Here is a 15,088-nt window from a genome sequence, read left to right as displayed (position 1 = left end):
TTCCAATTCCAGCCTTGCGCCCATGTCGCAATGCCACGACGGGTGCAGTAGGGATATCCGCACGGAACATGCCAACTTGAGGGTCAGTGTTTGATAATGTGATTCACATCACACTTTTACCCATCGAGTGACCTCGCTCGCCCTTCAGCCGATACTTTCGCGGCCGCCAACCTCCTTCTGCTCCTGGTCCACGCCCATGTCTGACTCCTTCTATCGCTACGACGTCATCGTGATTGGCGGCGGCCATGCCGGCACCGAGGCGGCGCTGGCCTCCGCGCGCGCCGGGGCGCGCACCTTGCTGCTGACCCACAACATCGAGACGGTGGGTGCGATGAGCTGCAACCCAGCCATCGGCGGGATCGGCAAGGGCCATCTGGTCAAGGAGATCGACGCGCTGGGCGGGGCGATGGCACGCGCGGCGGATCAGGCCGGCATCCAGTGGCGCACGCTCAATGCCTCCAAGGGGCCGGCGGTGCGCGCCACCCGTTGCCAGGCCGACCGCAACCTCTACCGCAACGCCATCCGCCGCATCGTCGAGGCGCAGCCAAACCTGACCGTGTTCCAGGCGGCGGTGGACGATCTGATCATCCACAACGGCGCCGCCGAAGCCGACAGCGTGCGCGGCGTGGTCACCCAGACCGGGCTGCGCTTCGAAGCGTCCTCGGTGGTGCTGACCGCCGGCACCTTCCTGGCCGGCAAGATCCACGTCGGCGAGACCCAATACGCGGCGGGCCGCATGGGCGACCCGCCGGCCACCACGCTGGCCGCGCGTCTGCGCGAGCGGCCGTTCGCGATCGACCGGCTCAAGACCGGCACCCCGCCGCGCATCGACGGGCGCACGCTCGACTACAGCGTGATGGCCGAACAACCCGGCGACGACCCGCTGCCGGTGATGTCGTTCATGGGCCAGCTCGGCGATCACCCGCGCCAAGTCAGCTGCTGGATCACCCAGACCACCGAACAGACCCACGACATCATCCGCAGTGCGCTGCATCGCTCGCCGCTGTATTCCGGGCAGATCGAAGGCATCGGCCCGCGTTACTGCCCGTCGATCGAAGACAAGGTGGTGCGCTTTGCCGAGAAGACCAGCCACCAGATCTTCGTCGAGCCCGAAGGCCTGGAAGTGGCCGAGATCTATCCCAACGGCATCTCCACCTCGCTGCCGTTCGACGTGCAGCTGGCACTGGTGCGCTCGATCCACGGGTTCGCACAGGCGCATATCACCCGCCCCGGCTATGCGATCGAATACGACTTCTTCGACCCGCGCGGGCTCAAGGCCTCGCTGGAAACCAAGGCGGTGGGCGGGCTGTTCTTCGCCGGGCAGATCAATGGCACCACCGGGTACGAGGAGGCCGCCGCACAGGGCCTGCTGGCCGGGCTCAATGCCGCGCGCCATGTGCAGGGATTGCCGGCGTGGTCGCCGCGCCGCGACCAGGCCTACCTGGGCGTGCTGGTGGACGATCTGATCACCCACGGCACCACCGAGCCGTATCGCATGTTCACCAGCCGCGCCGAATACCGCCTGCAGCTGCGCGAGGACAACGCCGATGCGCGCCTGACCGGCGTCGGCCGCGCGATGGGCCTGGTCGACGATGCGCGCTGGGCGCGCTTCTCCGCCAAGCAGGAGGCGGTGCAGCGCGAAAGCGCGCGCCTGTCGGTGCTGTGGGCGACCCCGGGCAATGCACTGGGCCGCGAAGTGGCCCAGACCCTGGGCGTGGCGGTGAGCCGCGAAACCAACGTGCTGGACCTGATCAAGCGCCCCGAACTCAATTACGCTGCGCTGATGCGCGTGCCGACGCTGGGGCCGGGCGTGGATGATGCGCAGGTGGCCGAGCAGGTGGAGATCAGCGTCAAATACGCCGGTTACCTGGATCGCCAACGCGACGACATCGCGCGCCAGCAGCGCCACGAAACCACGCCGATTCCGGATGGATTTGATTATGCCGGCGTGCGCGGGCTGTCGATCGAAGTGCAGCAGAAACTCGAGCGCGTGCGCCCGCAAAGCATCGGCCAGGCGCAACGCATTGCCGGCATGACGCCGGCGGCGATCTCGCTGCTGCTGGTGCATCTGGAACGGGCGCGCCGCAGCCAGGTGGCGTAAGCGCTCGCGATCCGCTGGCAGGTCGGTCAATGCCGGCCGCCTGTTCGAACGCGTGCGTTTTACACGCCGCACATGCGTCGATGTTTGTCAGCGGATGTCACTGCGCGATTCCGTGTCGCCGTAGGCGAAGCAACACACCGGTATCGCAGCGGCGGTGCCGGGAAGTTTGATGGAGGTCGCGAACGAGTTGGTATGCTCCGGCACCACTGACGACTTCCTGATCATGAACAGACTGCGCGCGCTGCTGACGGCCACCTACCGAATCGCCTGCCCCGCCCTGCTGCTGATGCTGGGCGGCACCTCGCAAGCGGCCGCGCAGACCGAGGAAGACGGGCGTTACTGGCTGAGCGTGTATGCCCAGGGCAAGCTGCCGGTCGAAAACCTGTACTGGAGCATGGACGTGCACCCACGCTGGCGCGAAGAGGGCGAACAGTTCGACCAGTTGATCCTGCGCCCCGCGGTGTTTTACCGGTTCACTCCCAAGGCCAGTGTCTGGATGGGTTACGACACCATCATCAGCCACCCGGCCGGGCAAACCTCCAACCGCGAAAATCGCTGGTGGGGGCAGTTTCAATATCAGTTTGATCCGATCGCCAATATCACCATTACCAGTCGCACCCGCCTGGAGCAGCGTCACCGCGAAGGTTTCAGCGACGAGGGGTATCGGGTGCGCCAGATGATCAGGGCGGTCCGGCCCAGTGCGTTGTCTGCGCAACTGTCGTGGGTGGCCTTCAACGAACTGTTCGTCAATCTCGATCAGACCGAGTGGGGCGCCCGACGCGGTCTCGACCAGAACCGCGTCTTCGTCGGCATCAACTGGAAGTTCAACGACATTGCCAATGTCGACGTCGGTTATCTGAATCAGTTCGTCAACACCAGTACGGTGGATCGCGAAAACCACGTGCTGATGACCACGTTCCGCTTCAACTTCTGAGCCTGCTGGTGGCCCGCAGGACTTGCGCACCTGCGAGCCTGGATCGTCGTCTTTCCCTCGAGCGTTGATCCACATGCGGGCATGGCCGCAGCGCTGCGGCAGCGCGCGCATGGCACGCCTGCCGCAGGCCCTTATGCGGCCCTGCGCTCGACGGCGGGCAGCAAGCGCTGGCGCAGCAGCAGCGCTGCCATCTCCAGCGTCTCGCCGGCGGCGCGCAGGACGCCGCCCATATTGATGAAGCCGTGGATCATGCCGGGAAAGCTGTGCAGGGTGACTTCCACACCGGCGGCGCGCAGGCGTTCGGCATAGCTGCGTCCTTCGTCGTAGAGCATGTCGCGCTCGCCCACGATGACCAGTGCGGGCGCAACGCCGGCCACCTCCGGCACCAGCATCGGCGAGACGCGCCAGTCCTGTGCAATGGCGGGGTCGGGCAATAGATGGCGATTGAAGAAGCGCACCGCCTCTGTGGTCAGCGGCGGCAGGCCGGCGTTGTGCGATCGCGACGGGTATTGGCCGTTGTCCTCGCGCGCATCGGTGAGCGGATACACCAGCACCTGGCAGCGCAATGCGATCCCGGCATCGCGCGCGGCCAGCGCCGCGACTGCGGCCATGGCGCCGCCAATGCTGTCGCCGGCCACGGCCAGGCGCTGCACATCGGCACCGACCGCATCGGGCTGGGCAACCAGCCAGTGCAGGGCCGCAATCACGTCCTCCACGCCGGCCGGCGCGGGATGTTCGGGCGCCAGGCGATAGTCGACCGCCAGCAGTTGGCAGCCGGCACGCGCCGCCAGTTGCCGGCAGACGTCGTCGTGGGAGTCGAGGTCGCCCACCACACCGCCGCCGCCGTGCACGAACAGGCAGGTCGGGGCCGGACCGGCAGCCAGCCCGGACGGGCGATACAGACGCAGGCGCACCGGGCCGGCAGCGGTGCCGGCCTGCAGATCGCGCACCTCGGCCATCTCCACACGCGGGAAGCCCAGCTGCGTGCCGAGTGCACGCATCATTGCACGCGCGCCCTCGATCGGCAGGGTTTCCATCGGTGGTTGAGCGGCGTGTTGAAGCTGGGCAAACAGGCGCACGACATCGGGATCAAACGACATGGCGGACTCTCCAGGAGACGATGGCTGAGCCTGCCAGATACTTATGATCAATCACCATTCAACGCCATCAATTATTTCAATGGCGGTGCCGGAGATGCGCAGCATTACCGCAAAAACCCCGTGCTGCCGATGCATGCGCCTGCCATGACGATGCCCGGCGAATAGTCGCGCCATCAGCATCCGTTGGTTTTTTGCTGCACTGCATCGTGGCTGCGCGCCTGCATCGGCGCGCACCTGCCTGATCACCCTGAGCGGTGAATTGCGGCCGCGCGCCAGCTGTGCCGCTGCTGCTGGCACGCCGCATTGCGCGCGAACGCAACAGCGCTCTAGTCGTCGTCCTCGGCAGCGGCCTCGCGGCCCTGCTGACGGATGAGGTTTTCCTGGCGTGCGTCCTCGATCGAGGCGCGGATGGCACGCACGTCGGCGCGGCGGGTGTCGAACTTGAAGCGGCCGGTCAGCACGCTGTCCGGGCGCAGCTCGCCCTTTTCGAACAGCGCCCACATCTCTTCGCCGTAATGGGTGTCCAGCAACTCCGGGGCGAAGCGGCCGAGGCAGTCGCGCAGGTTGTGCACATCGCGCAGCAGCATGTCGCGTGCAGCGTTGTTGCCGGCAGCACTGACCACCTGCGGGAAATCGATCAGCACCGGGCCCTCGGGCGAGACCAGCACGTTGTATTCGGACAGGTCGCCGTGCACCAGGCCCAGCGACAGCATCTTGACCACATCGCCGATCAGGCTGGTGTGGAAGCTGCGCGCCTGCTCCGGCTCCAGGTCCACCTCGCCCAGCCGCGGTGCGCTGTGGCCGGCCTCGTCGGTGACCAGGTCCATCAGCAGCACGCCGTGGAAATAGCCGCGCGGCTTAGGCACGTGCACGCTGGCGTCCATCAGTTGATAGAGCACCTCGGCTTCGGTGTTCTTCCATGCGGTCTCGGCTTCGCGCCGGCCGAACTTGGTGGCCTTGCCCATCGCGCGCGCCTGGCGGCTGCCACGCACCTTGCGGCCTTCCTGATATTGCACGCGCGCCTGGAAACTGCGTTGCGCCATGTCCTTGTAGACCTTGGCGCACAGGATGTCGGCGCCCGTACTGACCACATAGACGGATGCTTCCTTGCCGCTCTTCAGTGGTCGCAACACTTCGTCGATGATGCCGTCGTCGATCAGCGGTTGCAGGCCCTTGGGGGTTTTCATGGACTAAGGAGACCGATCCGAAACAAACCAGCAACGATTATGCGGCAACCAGGGTGAAGCGCTTACATGTCCAGGCGCAAGCTGCGACCGGGGGCATGTATCGGCGTGAGCGCTTACCATGCACGGACCCGTCCAAGCTGCGATCCGATGCCCGAGCCCGCCTCCAGCCGCCGCAAACCCACCACCACCGTGGCCACCGCCGGGAGCGAACGCGGCCTGCCGCATGAGTTGATGCAGCAGATCGCCGCCGCTCAGGGCGACCCGGACTTCATGACCTCGCTGGGCCGCGGGCTGGTGGTGCTGAGCGTGTTCGCCCAGCACGCGCGCGAGGTGACGATGTCGCAGATCAGCCTGGAAACCGGCATCTCGCGTGCGGCGGTGCGGCGGGTGCTGCATACCCTGGCCAGGCTGGGCTATGTCGGCGAGCAGGGCCGCGGCTACGTGCTGCTGCCGCGCGTGCTGGGGATCGGCGGTGCGTATGCGGCATCTTCGTCGATGACCGCGGCGGCGCAGCCGGTGCTGGACGGGCTGCGCGACCAGTTGCACGAATCCTGCTCGCTGGGCGTGCTGGACGGCGACGACCTGCTGTACGTGGCGCGTGCTGAGACGGTGCGCATCATGTCGATCGGGCTGCGCCCGGGCACACGCCTGCCGGCCTACTGCACCTCAATGGGCCGCGTCCTGTTGGCCGCCCTGCCCGGCGACACCTTGCAGGCGTACCTGGAGCGCACCACGCTGCGCCCGCGCACCGACCGCACCGTGACCCAGGCTTCCGCACTGCTGGAAGTGTTGGCACGCACGCGCCGCGAAGGCATGTGCCTGACCGACCAGGAACTGGAAATCGGCCTGCGCTCGATCGCGGTGCCGGTGCGCAACCTGCGCGGCGAGGTGATCGCCGCGCTCAACATTGGCGCCCAGGCCGGGCGCGTGAGCCTGCAGACGATGCAGACGCTGCTGGAGCCGTTGAAGCAGGCGGCGCAGCGGCTGGGTGCGTTGTTGAGTTAGTCGCCGGCGGGCGCGCTCAGCGCGGCCGGCGCAGGAAGCTCACCACCGCATCCACCCAGGCGGCATGGGTGTCCTCGACATGCGCCACGTGATCGGCGTGCGGCAGCGTGACCCAGCTGCGGTCTTCGCTGCGCAGACGTACGTACAGGTGCGCGTTGTCCGCCTGGGTCGCGATGGGATCGTCGACGCCACGCAGCAGCAACACCGGCAGCGTGGTCACCTGCTCCGGCTGGAAGGCGAACTGCTCCATCGCGCGCCAGTCGGTGCGCACCGGGTCGGCCGATACCGCCTGCGCCACATAGGCCGCACGCACGCCGGGCGGTGCGGCGTTGGCGGTAATGAAGTCCTCGCCGGCCGTCGCGGCCGTGGTGCGCGCACGCAATGGCTGCGCCGGCGCCGGGGTGGTGTCGGGCGCTGCGTCGACATCGTCGGGGAAGCCGTACAGCACCAGCGCCGACGCCGCCTGCGGATGTTGCTGGGCGATCAGCAGCGCCACCCGCGCGCCATTGGAATAACCGAGCAGCGCTGGCGGCGGCAGCTGCGGGTGCTGGTGGGCAACCCAGCTCAGCACCGCATCGACATCGGCCACGGCGCGCGCGGGCGTGTTCCAGCCGCTGCGATCGCGCGCACTGCCGCCATAGCCGCGCAGATCGACCGCGTAGGCGGCATAGCCGGCCTGCGCCAATGCCGCCAGCACCGAGCGCGCATCGCGCGGCTCGTCGGGAACCTGCAGATCGAAATTGGGCAACGCACTCCAGGTGCGCCCATGCACCAGCAGGATCGTGCCGCGCGGCTGCGCCGGGACCCGCGACCACACCGCCAGCGTCTGGCCATCGTCGGCGCGCACCTGCGCCAGCTCGGTTCCGGGCCCGGGATGCGGTCGTGCGTGCAGTCCGGATGCGGTGAGCAGCAGCAAAAGCAAACACATGGTACGCAGCAGCATCGGCAACCTCATGGGGAATGTCCTGTGCGAACGGAAGCGGTGGTCCGTTGCGGTACATGCATCATCCCGTCGTCGATGGGTGATGTCATCACCGACGGAGGTGGATGTAGGACGGCCAGGGTGCAACGCAGTGCGCGCGTTGGATCGCCACCCTGCCCGGCGTGCCCTGAGTGCAGGCCAGGGGCACAGCCAACCGAACCAGTCGCATTGCCCGCCGCATGCCGCGCAAATGCAGCATGCCTGCTGCACTCACGTGTCGCCGTGGCCGTCAGCCTTCGCGCACCGGCTCTTCTTCGTCGGCCTGCTCCTCGAGGATGGGCTTGGCCAGCGCGAAGGCATGGTTGGCGGCAGGCACGCCGCAATAGACCGCGGCCTGCAGCAGGACTTCCTTGATCTGCTCGGGCGTGACGCCGTTGTTGCGCGCGGCGCGCACGTGCAGCTTGAACTCCTCGTCGTGGCCCAACGCCACCATCATCGCCAGGGTCAGCAGCGAGCGGGTGTGCGCGGGCAGGCCATCGCGGGTCCAGATGGTGCCCCAGGCGTAGCGGGTGATCAGCGCCTGGAACTCGTCGGTGAACTCGGTGCGTGCGGCCAGCGAGCGCTCGACATGCGCATCGCCCAGGACGCGTCGGCGCTCGCGCAAGCCTGTCTGGTAACGCTCGTCTTCGTGCATTGGAATCTCTCCTGCGTGGGAATGGGGAATGGGGAATCGGAGTGCTGGCGGCGATCGCAGGGCAAGCGCTGGGATATCAGGTGCATTGATTGCGATTGATGTCGCCGGCGACAGGCAGCCGGACGTGGTCAGCTGGGCGCAGATGCAACGCATGAGCGGGAATGCCGGGCGTCGTGCGTGCCGGATCGGGGTGACGGCTGCACGCGTCCGGCAGCTGCCTGGCCGGGCGGAGGGTCACACGTGGTCGGCCTGCAGAAAGCCCAGCACGCTGTGGTTGAACGCGGCCGGCGACTCCAGGTTGCAGATATGCCGGCCGGGCACCTGTGCGTAGTGGCCGTGCGGGGCGGCGTAGGCGATCTCGCGCAGATCGGCCGGCGGACAGACCGGGTCGTCGTCGCCGGCCAGTGCGAGCAGTGGCAGCTCCAGCGTGTCCAGCGCGCCGCGGAAATCGGCGTCGGCCACCGCCTGGCAGCAGGCGATATAGCCCTGCGGCGATGTCGACACGAAGGCGGCCACGATCATGTCCAGGCGCTGCGCATGGCTGAGCGCAAACGGCGGGGTGAACCAGCGCTGCAAGGTGGCATCGACCAGCCCCGGCAGGCCTTCGCTGCGCACCTGCTCGATGCGCGCGTTCCAGCTTTCGCTGCTGCCGATCTTCTGCGCGGTGGCGCACACCACCAGCCGGCGCAGGCGCTGCGGTGCATGCAGGCCCAGCCATTGCCCGGTGAGTCCGCCGATCGACAGGCCGCAGAAGTCGCTCTGCGCGATCTGCAACGCATCCCACAGCGCCAGCACGTCCTGGCCGAGGTCGGCAACGCGGTATGGGCCGGGCGGCGTGTCCGAATCGCCATGGCCGCGGCGGTCGTAGCGCAGGATGCGGTAATGCGGCGCAAACGCGGCGATCTGCACGTCCCACATGTGCAGGTCGGTGCCCAGCGAGTTGCAGAAGGTCAGCCAGGGGCGGCCTTCGGTGCCGTCGAGGCGGTAGTGCAGGCGATGCGTGGGCAACTGGAGATAAGCCATCGGAGCACCGTCAGCGGGATGAAGAAGCGGCCAGCACGCGATCGATCCAGACCGAGGACATGCCGCGCCAGCTGTCCACATCGAACACCGCCTGCAGTTGCGCCTGCGTGAGTACCGCGCTCACCTGCGCGTCGTCGCCGAGCACCTCGCGCAGATGGCGCTGCTGCGCCTGGGCGCGTGCCACCGCCTGTTCGACCAGCGCATGCGCCTGCGGCTTGCCGAGCCGTGGTGCCAACGCGAACACCACCGCCTCGGCGTACAACGCGCCGCCATGGCTGTGCAGGTGCGCGCGCATGGCCTCGCGGTCCAGTTGCAGGTCGGTCAGGCAGCCTTGCATCTGCGCCAGGCTGCCGGCGGTCAGGCACACGATCTGCGGCAAGGTCTCCCATTCGGCATGCCATTGCCCGGCGGCGCGCTCATGCGGCTGCGCCATCGCGCTGAACAAGGTCGCCACCAGGCCGGGCACGCGGGTGGCAGCAGCAACCGCGGCGACGCTGGAGACCGGATTGCGCTTGTGCGGCATTGCCGAGGAACCGCCCTTGCCGGCCGCGGCCGGCTCAAACACTTCGCCGACTTCCGACTGCATCAGCAGCACCACGTCGCCACCGATCTTGCCCAACGTGCCGGCCAGCAGGCCGAACGCGCAGCCGACCTCGACGAGGCGATCGCGTGCGGTATGCCACGGCATCGCGGGCAACGGCAGCGCCAGCGTGGTTGCCAGCGCCTGGGCGACATACAGACCGCGCTCCTGCAACGACGCCAGCGTGCCGGCCGCGCCCCCGAACTGCAGCACCAGGCCATCGTGCTGCAAGGCCTGCAGGCGCTGGTGCGCGCGCTGCAGCGCATCCAGCCAGGCGGCGACCTTGAGCCCGAACGTGACCGGCACCGCCTGCTGCAGCAAGGTACGACCAGGCAGGCCGGTATTGCGTTCGCGCGCGGCCAGCTCGGCCAGCTCGGTGCACAGGCCCTGCAGGCGCGGCAGCAGCAGGTCGAGCGCGGCGCGCAACTGCAGCACCGTGCCGGTGTCGATGACGTCCTGGCTGGTGGCGCCCCAGTGCACCCAGCGCGCGGCCTGCGCATCGTGGGCGGCCACGCGCGCGGTCAGCGCCTTGACCAGGGGAATGGCGGGGTTGCCGGCAAGTGCGGTGGCCTGGGCCAGCGCGGCCAGATCGTAATGCTGCACGTCGCATGCGGCCGCAATGGCCTGCGCGGCCTCGGCGGGAATCACGCCGCATCGCGCCTGCGCGCGAGCGAGCGCGGATTCGAAGTGCAGCATTGCCTGCACCCGCGCCGTGTCATCGAACAACGCGTCGCAGGCAGGCTCGCCAAACAGGGATCCCAACAGGGAAGACGTCGCAGTCATGCATGGCCTCGGGTGGCGTGCCGGCAGCATGGCACCGATGCGCGGGAGTGCCAACTGGTGTGCGCGGTGCCGGGTGGGGTGCACGCGCAGTGGTTAGGGCGGGTCATGTGCGCGTGCTGCATGTTCGACCAAGGCGCGCCTCACTGCGGATCACGGCATCGCGCGCGGGTACCACGCGATCACGATGGATCACCGAGGGCAGCGCGCGCAGGCACCTGCCTGCCCGGCGCGCGGCGACCGGTGCACCGCACCTGCACGCAGGTGCAGGGGTGCTGATCGCACGGAGACAACCCTGCATGGCAACCTGCGCACCGACGGCGCGATCAATAGTTGAAGAACACCGTTTCCGCATCGCCCTGCATATGGATGTCCCAGACGTAATCGCTGCCACCGCGCGATTGCGCCAGCAGCGTGCTACGACGCTCGGCCGGCACCAGGGCCAGGATGGGGTCGCTGCCCAGCTGCGGATCGTCGGCGAAGTACAGCCGCGTCGACACGCCGCGCAACAGCCCGCGCATGAAGACCAGCACGCTCAGATGCGCTGCCTGCAGCTTGCCATCCGGCCCGGCGACCTGGCCCGGCTTGACGGTGCTGAAGGAAAAACGCCCCTGCGCGTCGGTCGGCACGCGGCCCCAGCCATCGAAGCCGGGATCGTGCGCCTGGCAGCGCGCATCGGCGGCATGCGCATAGATGCCGGCCGCATCGGCCTGCCACAGCTCCAGCACTGCGTCGGCCACCGGGTTGCCGGCGCCATCGAACACGCAACCGCTGACCTGCACGTGCGTGCCCGCGGCCTGCGCAGGCGCGAGTTGCGCGCGATACAGCGGCTCCAGCCCGAGCCGGTAATACGGGCCAACGGTTTGCGACGGGGTGGCGTGCAGGCTCATCGATTCACTCCCAGACCGTTTGCTTGCGGCCGCGCAACACGATGTCGAAGCGGTAGGCCAGCGCGTATTCGCTCACCGCGTTTTCCCAGTCGAAGCTGGACACCATGCGTTCGCGCGCCTGCGCATCGTCCACGCAGTTGTAGATCGGGTCGTGCGCCAGCAACGGGTCGCCGGGGAAGTACATCTGGGTGATCAGCCGCTGCCCGATGCCATCGCCATGCAGCGAAAAATGGATATGCGCCGGCCGCCAGGCGTTGTAGTGATTGCGCCACGGATATGCGCCCGGCTTGATGGTCTTGAACGCGTAGCGGCCGTGGTCGTCGGTGAGCACTTGGCCGGTGCCGCGGAAGTTGGGATCCAGCGGTGCGTCATGCCGGTCGCCGGCATGTTGATAGCGGCCGGCGGCATTGCATTGCCACACCTCGACCACGCTATTGCGCACCGGCTTGCCGTTTTCGTCGAGCACGCGGCCGGACACGATGATGCGCTCGCCCAACGGCTCGCCCGCAAAGCCGGCAGTAAGGTCGGCGGCATGCGCGCCCAGGGTGAGCCGATTCAATTGCGGCCCGGTGACTTCCGACAGCGTGGCCGGGATATCGATCGGCGCACGCGTGGGGCCGCGCAATGCGGTGGATGCGTAGGGCAGATGCAGGTAGGCCGGCTGCGTGCCGATCCGCGGCCGGCGATAGCCGAGCAGCGGATCGATCGACGTGTCAGAGCTAGGGTCGCGCATGCGGGATCTCCATCGGTTGCGCTACGGCAGGATCAAAACGTGGGTGTGTTGTCACGGCAGCGGCGGTTGCAATCGGCGCACTACACGCGCTCGATCGCCAGCGCCACGCCCTGCCCCACCCCGATGCACATGCTGGCCAGCCCAAGCCGCCCATTGCCCGCCTCCAGTTGCCGCAACAAAGTCAGCGCCAGCCGCGCACCGCTCATGCCCAGGGGATGGCCCAGCGCGATGGCGCCGCCATTGGCGTTGACGTGCGCGGCATCGTCGGCCAGGCCGAACGCGCGCGTGCAGGCCAGCACCTGCGCGGCGAAGGCTTCATTGAGTTCGATCGCGTCGAACTGCTCGATGCGCAGGCCCAGGCGCGCCAGCAGGCGCTGCGTGGCCGGTACCGGGCCGATGCCCATGTAGGCCGGCTCCACACCCGCCGATGCGAAGCCGAGCACGCGTGCCCGCGGGGTCAGCCCATGCGCGTGCACGGCCTGCGCAGACGCCAGCAACAGGGCGGCAGCGCCATCGTTGAGACCGGCCGCATTGCCGGCCGTCACCGTGCCGGGCTGGCGGAACACTGGCTTGAGCTTGGCCAGCATCTCGGCAGTGGTGTTCGGGCGCGGATGCTCGTCGCGATCGACCGCGCTTGCCTCGCCCCCTTTGCGTGCGGCCACCGGCACCGGAGTGATTTCTGCATCGAAGAAACCGGCCGCCTGTGCGGCGGCGGCGCGTTGCTGGCTGCGCAACGCAAACGCGTCCTGGTCTTCGCGCGCGATGGCATGGCGCTGGGCCACGTTCTCCGCGGTCTCGCCCATCAGCTCCACGCCATAGGCGCCCTGCAGGCGCGGATTGATGAACCGCCAGCCCATGGTGGTGTCTTCCAGCTGTTGCGTGCGCGCGAACGCGCTCTCGGCCTTGCCCATGACCCAGGGCGCGCGGGTCATCGATTCGACCCCGCCGGCGATCGCCAGGCCCAGCTCGTCGGCGCGAATGCCGCGCGCCACCGTGCCGACCGCATCCAGCCCCGAGCCGCACAGGCGATTGAGCGTGCTGCCCGGCACCGAGCTGGGCAGCCCCGCCAGCAACAGACTCATGCGCGCGACATTGCGATTGTCCTCGCCGGCCTGATTTGCGCAGCCCAGGTACACGTCGTCGATCAGCGCCGGCTCCAGTTGCGGATTGCGTGCCATCAACGCGGCGATCGGTATCGCGCCCAGGTCGTCGGCGCGCACGCCGGCCAGGGCGCCGCCGTAGCGGCCGATCGGCGTGCGGATGCCATCGATCAGATAGACCTCGCTCATGCCTCGGCTCCGGCTGCCTGCTTGCCATGCGCTGCGTCGGTGCGTGCCTGCAGCGCACGCAGCGCCTGCAGTTCCGCAGCGCTGGGTGGGGTGGTCTGCGCCAGATCGGCGGCGAAGCGGATCGGCCAACCGGTGGCCGCGCTCACCTGCTCGCGGGTGCTGCCGGGGTGCAGCGCGGTGACGGTGAGTTCGCGGGTCACGGGATCGGGCTCCATTACGCACAGGTCAGTGACGACCACGGTGGGGCCGGCGCCGGGCAGGCCGGCACGCTGCCGCGCATCGCCACCGTCCAGATGCCCGACCGTGGTGATGAAGTCCAGTGCGGGCACGAAACTGCGTCTGGATTGGCGAATGATGATGAACACCTGTTTGGCGCTGGCCGCGATCTCCGGCGCGCCGCCCGCGCCGGGCAGCCGCGTCTTCGGCGCGTCGTACGGGCCGATCACCGTGGTGTTGAGGTTGGCATGGCGATCGATCTGCGCCGCGCCCAGGAAGCCCACGTCCACGCGCCCGCCCTGCAGCCAGTAGCGAAAGATTTCCGGCGTGGAGACCACGGTGTCGGCAGTTTCGGCCAGCTCGCCGTCGCCGATCGACAACGGCAGCACTTCCGGGCGCGCGCCGATCGGGCCGGATTCGTAGATCAGGGTGACATCCGGCGCATGCGTCAGCCGCGCCAGGTTGGCGGCGGTGGACGGCAGGCCGATGCCGACAAAGCACACTGCGCCATCGGGCAGGCGCCGCGCCGCCGCCACGGTCATCATCTCGTTGGTGCTGTAGTCGCTCATGCGGCCACCTGCAGCAGCGAGTGCGCGTACACGCGCTGGAACGCGGCAAAGTCCTCGGTGTCGAGAATGTGCGTCTGGATCCAGGCCTGGAAGCGTGCACGGTCGCGCGCGATCGCGTCCCAGGCCAGGTAGAAGCGGTTGTCGCGGGCGTAATAACCGTGCGCGTACGACGGTGCCGCACCGCCGGGTACATGGCAGACCGCATCGACCACCCAGCGCGGCAGGATGCAGGCATTGGGCGGCGCATCCAGCGTGTCGACAATCTCTTCCACCGTGACGATCACCTTGCGCGCCGCCAGCGCGGCTTCCTTCTGCACGCCCAGGATGCCCCACAGCAGCACGTTGCCGCGGCGGTCGGCCTGCTGCGCATGGATGACGGTGACATCGGGCTTGACCGCCGGCGTGGTGGCCAGCGTCTCGCCGGTGTACGGGCATTGCAGGAACTTGATGCTGTCGTTGACGCGCGGCAGGTCCGAGCCGACATAGCCGCGCAGCACCGCGAACGGCAGGCCCGAGGCACCGGCCACGTACGCGTTGGCCATGTCGGCATGGCTGTGTTCGCGGATCTGCAGCGGCTGCGGCCACGCATGTTCGACCGCATCGCGCAGCCGGTGCAGCGAGCCGACGCCGGGATTACCGCCCCAGGAAAACCGCAATGCCGACGCACAACCGGCGCCGATCAGCTGGTCGTAGATCAGATCCGGGGTCATGCGCACCAGGTGCAGGTCGCGCTTGCGCTGGCGGATCACCTCGTGGCCGGCCGCATGCGGAATCAGATGGGTGAAGCCTTCCATCGCCACGCAGTCGCCATCGGCGATCAGCTGGGACACCGCTTCTGAAAGGGGGACGATCTGGGCCATTGCTTCGGTCCTGCACAGCGAGCGTGTGGTCACGTTAGGCGCAGCTGCACGGCCCGGTCAATGCGATTATCGGTGCATCAATTCGATAATCGCACAATTTCGGCGAGCAACCGACGCTCCAACATTGTCTCCGGTGTATACATAACTTCGCTTGCAAGCAGACGCCAGCGCCGGCATGCGCGTCAACTGGTCGCCAGCCGGCGCA

At 68.1% G+C, this 15,088-nt stretch carries 15 protein-coding genes; 4 read left to right on the top strand and 11 right to left on the bottom strand.

Annotated elements, in window-relative coordinates; all coding sequences use genetic code 11:
- The first annotated feature begins 196 nt into the window (after window positions 1-196).
- Both mnmG and ABQY74_RS02155 read left to right on the top strand, forming a co-directional pair.
- Window positions 197-2,101, top strand: coding sequence for a tRNA uridine-5-carboxymethylaminomethyl(34) synthesis enzyme MnmG (gene mnmG / locus ABQY74_RS02160; protein WP_104599625.1), 1,905 nt, complete (start codon window positions 197-199; stop codon window positions 2,099-2,101).
- A 223-nt stretch (window positions 2,102-2,324) separates the two neighbouring features.
- The gene (locus tag ABQY74_RS02155) at window positions 2,325-3,035 is read left to right on the top strand and encodes a DUF2490 domain-containing protein (protein WP_104601218.1); all 711 of its coding nucleotides are present in this window, start codon (window positions 2,325-2,327) and stop codon (window positions 3,033-3,035) included.
- A 131-nt stretch (window positions 3,036-3,166) separates the two neighbouring features.
- Here ABQY74_RS02155 and ABQY74_RS02150 read toward each other — a convergent pair whose 3' ends face one another.
- On the bottom strand, window positions 3,167-4,135 hold the full coding sequence (locus tag ABQY74_RS02150; RefSeq protein ID WP_104593803.1) for an alpha/beta hydrolase: 969 nt from the start codon (window positions 4,133-4,135) through the stop codon (window positions 3,167-3,169).
- Here ABQY74_RS02150 and ABQY74_RS02145 point away from each other — a divergent pair.
- Entirely contained in the window at window positions 4,079-4,300 is a 222-nt protein-coding gene (locus ABQY74_RS02145; RefSeq protein ID WP_181105711.1) for a hypothetical protein, read from the top strand. The genes ABQY74_RS02150 and ABQY74_RS02145 overlap by 57 nt on opposite strands.
- 161 nt (window positions 4,301-4,461) lie before the next feature.
- Here ABQY74_RS02145 and ABQY74_RS02140 read toward each other — a convergent pair whose 3' ends face one another.
- A complete protein-coding gene (locus tag ABQY74_RS02140; RefSeq protein WP_039528778.1) occupies window positions 4,462-5,322 on the bottom strand; it encodes a PA4780 family RIO1-like protein kinase in 861 nt (286 codons plus the stop codon).
- Window positions 5,323-5,469: 147 nt separating this feature from the next.
- On the opposite strand from ABQY74_RS02140, the gene ABQY74_RS02135 reads away from it, so the two are divergent.
- Window positions 5,470-6,327 carry an IclR family transcriptional regulator C-terminal domain-containing protein gene (locus ABQY74_RS02135; RefSeq protein ID WP_024938784.1) on the top strand — a complete coding sequence of 286 codons (858 nt, stop codon included), beginning with the start codon at window positions 5,470-5,472 and terminating at the stop codon, window positions 6,325-6,327.
- A 16-nt stretch (window positions 6,328-6,343) separates the two neighbouring features.
- Here ABQY74_RS02135 and ABQY74_RS02130 read toward each other — a convergent pair whose 3' ends face one another.
- The 9 genes from ABQY74_RS02130 to ABQY74_RS02090 all read right to left on the bottom strand — a co-directional run bounded on the left by ABQY74_RS02130 (window position 6,344) and on the right by ABQY74_RS02090 (window position 14,883).
- Window positions 6,344-7,270 carry an alpha/beta hydrolase gene (locus ABQY74_RS02130; protein ID WP_065047029.1) on the bottom strand — a complete coding sequence of 309 codons (927 nt, stop codon included), beginning with the start codon at window positions 7,268-7,270 and terminating at the stop codon, window positions 6,344-6,346.
- 268 nt (window positions 7,271-7,538) lie between these two features.
- The gene (gene pcaC / locus ABQY74_RS02125; RefSeq protein ID WP_039517317.1) at window positions 7,539-7,943 is read right to left on the bottom strand and encodes a 4-carboxymuconolactone decarboxylase; all 405 of its coding nucleotides are present in this window, start codon (window positions 7,941-7,943) and stop codon (window positions 7,539-7,541) included.
- A gap of 234 nt (window positions 7,944-8,177) precedes the next feature.
- Window positions 8,178-8,966, bottom strand: coding sequence for a 3-oxoadipate enol-lactonase (gene pcaD, locus ABQY74_RS02120; RefSeq protein WP_104599627.1), 789 nt, complete (start codon window positions 8,964-8,966; stop codon window positions 8,178-8,180).
- A 10-nt stretch (window positions 8,967-8,976) separates the two neighbouring features.
- Window positions 8,977-10,329, bottom strand: coding sequence for a 3-carboxy-cis,cis-muconate cycloisomerase (locus ABQY74_RS02115; protein WP_349793198.1), 1,353 nt, complete (start codon window positions 10,327-10,329; stop codon window positions 8,977-8,979).
- A gap of 323 nt (window positions 10,330-10,652) precedes the next feature.
- A complete protein-coding gene (gene pcaG / locus ABQY74_RS02110; RefSeq protein ID WP_104554536.1) occupies window positions 10,653-11,216 on the bottom strand; it encodes a protocatechuate 3,4-dioxygenase subunit alpha in 564 nt (187 codons plus the stop codon).
- 4 nt (window positions 11,217-11,220) lie between these two features.
- On the bottom strand, window positions 11,221-11,949 hold the full coding sequence (gene pcaH / locus ABQY74_RS02105; protein ID WP_039511204.1) for a protocatechuate 3,4-dioxygenase subunit beta: 729 nt from the start codon (window positions 11,947-11,949) through the stop codon (window positions 11,221-11,223).
- An 80-nt stretch (window positions 11,950-12,029) separates the two neighbouring features.
- Window positions 12,030-13,238 (bottom strand): 3-oxoadipyl-CoA thiolase, encoded by a 1,209-nt coding sequence (gene pcaF / locus ABQY74_RS02100; protein ID WP_016904724.1) that lies wholly within the window; start codon window positions 13,236-13,238, stop codon window positions 12,030-12,032.
- The gene (locus tag ABQY74_RS02095; protein WP_039517333.1) at window positions 13,235-14,023 is read right to left on the bottom strand and encodes a CoA-transferase subunit beta; all 789 of its coding nucleotides are present in this window, start codon (window positions 14,021-14,023) and stop codon (window positions 13,235-13,237) included. Before ABQY74_RS02095 ends, pcaF begins: the two co-directional genes overlap by 4 nt.
- A complete protein-coding gene (locus ABQY74_RS02090; protein WP_104554779.1) occupies window positions 14,020-14,883 on the bottom strand; it encodes a CoA transferase subunit A in 864 nt (287 codons plus the stop codon). Before ABQY74_RS02090 ends, ABQY74_RS02095 begins: the two co-directional genes overlap by 4 nt.
- Window positions 14,884-15,088: the final 205 nt, after the last annotated feature.

Source organism: Xanthomonas sp. WHRI 7064, assembly GCF_040202355.2.
GTDB classification, from domain to species: domain Bacteria; phylum Pseudomonadota; class Gammaproteobacteria; order Xanthomonadales; family Xanthomonadaceae; genus Xanthomonas; species Xanthomonas arboricola.
Note: the sequence above shows the minus strand (reverse complement) of the source record. Positions and strands in the feature narration are given on the sequence as shown.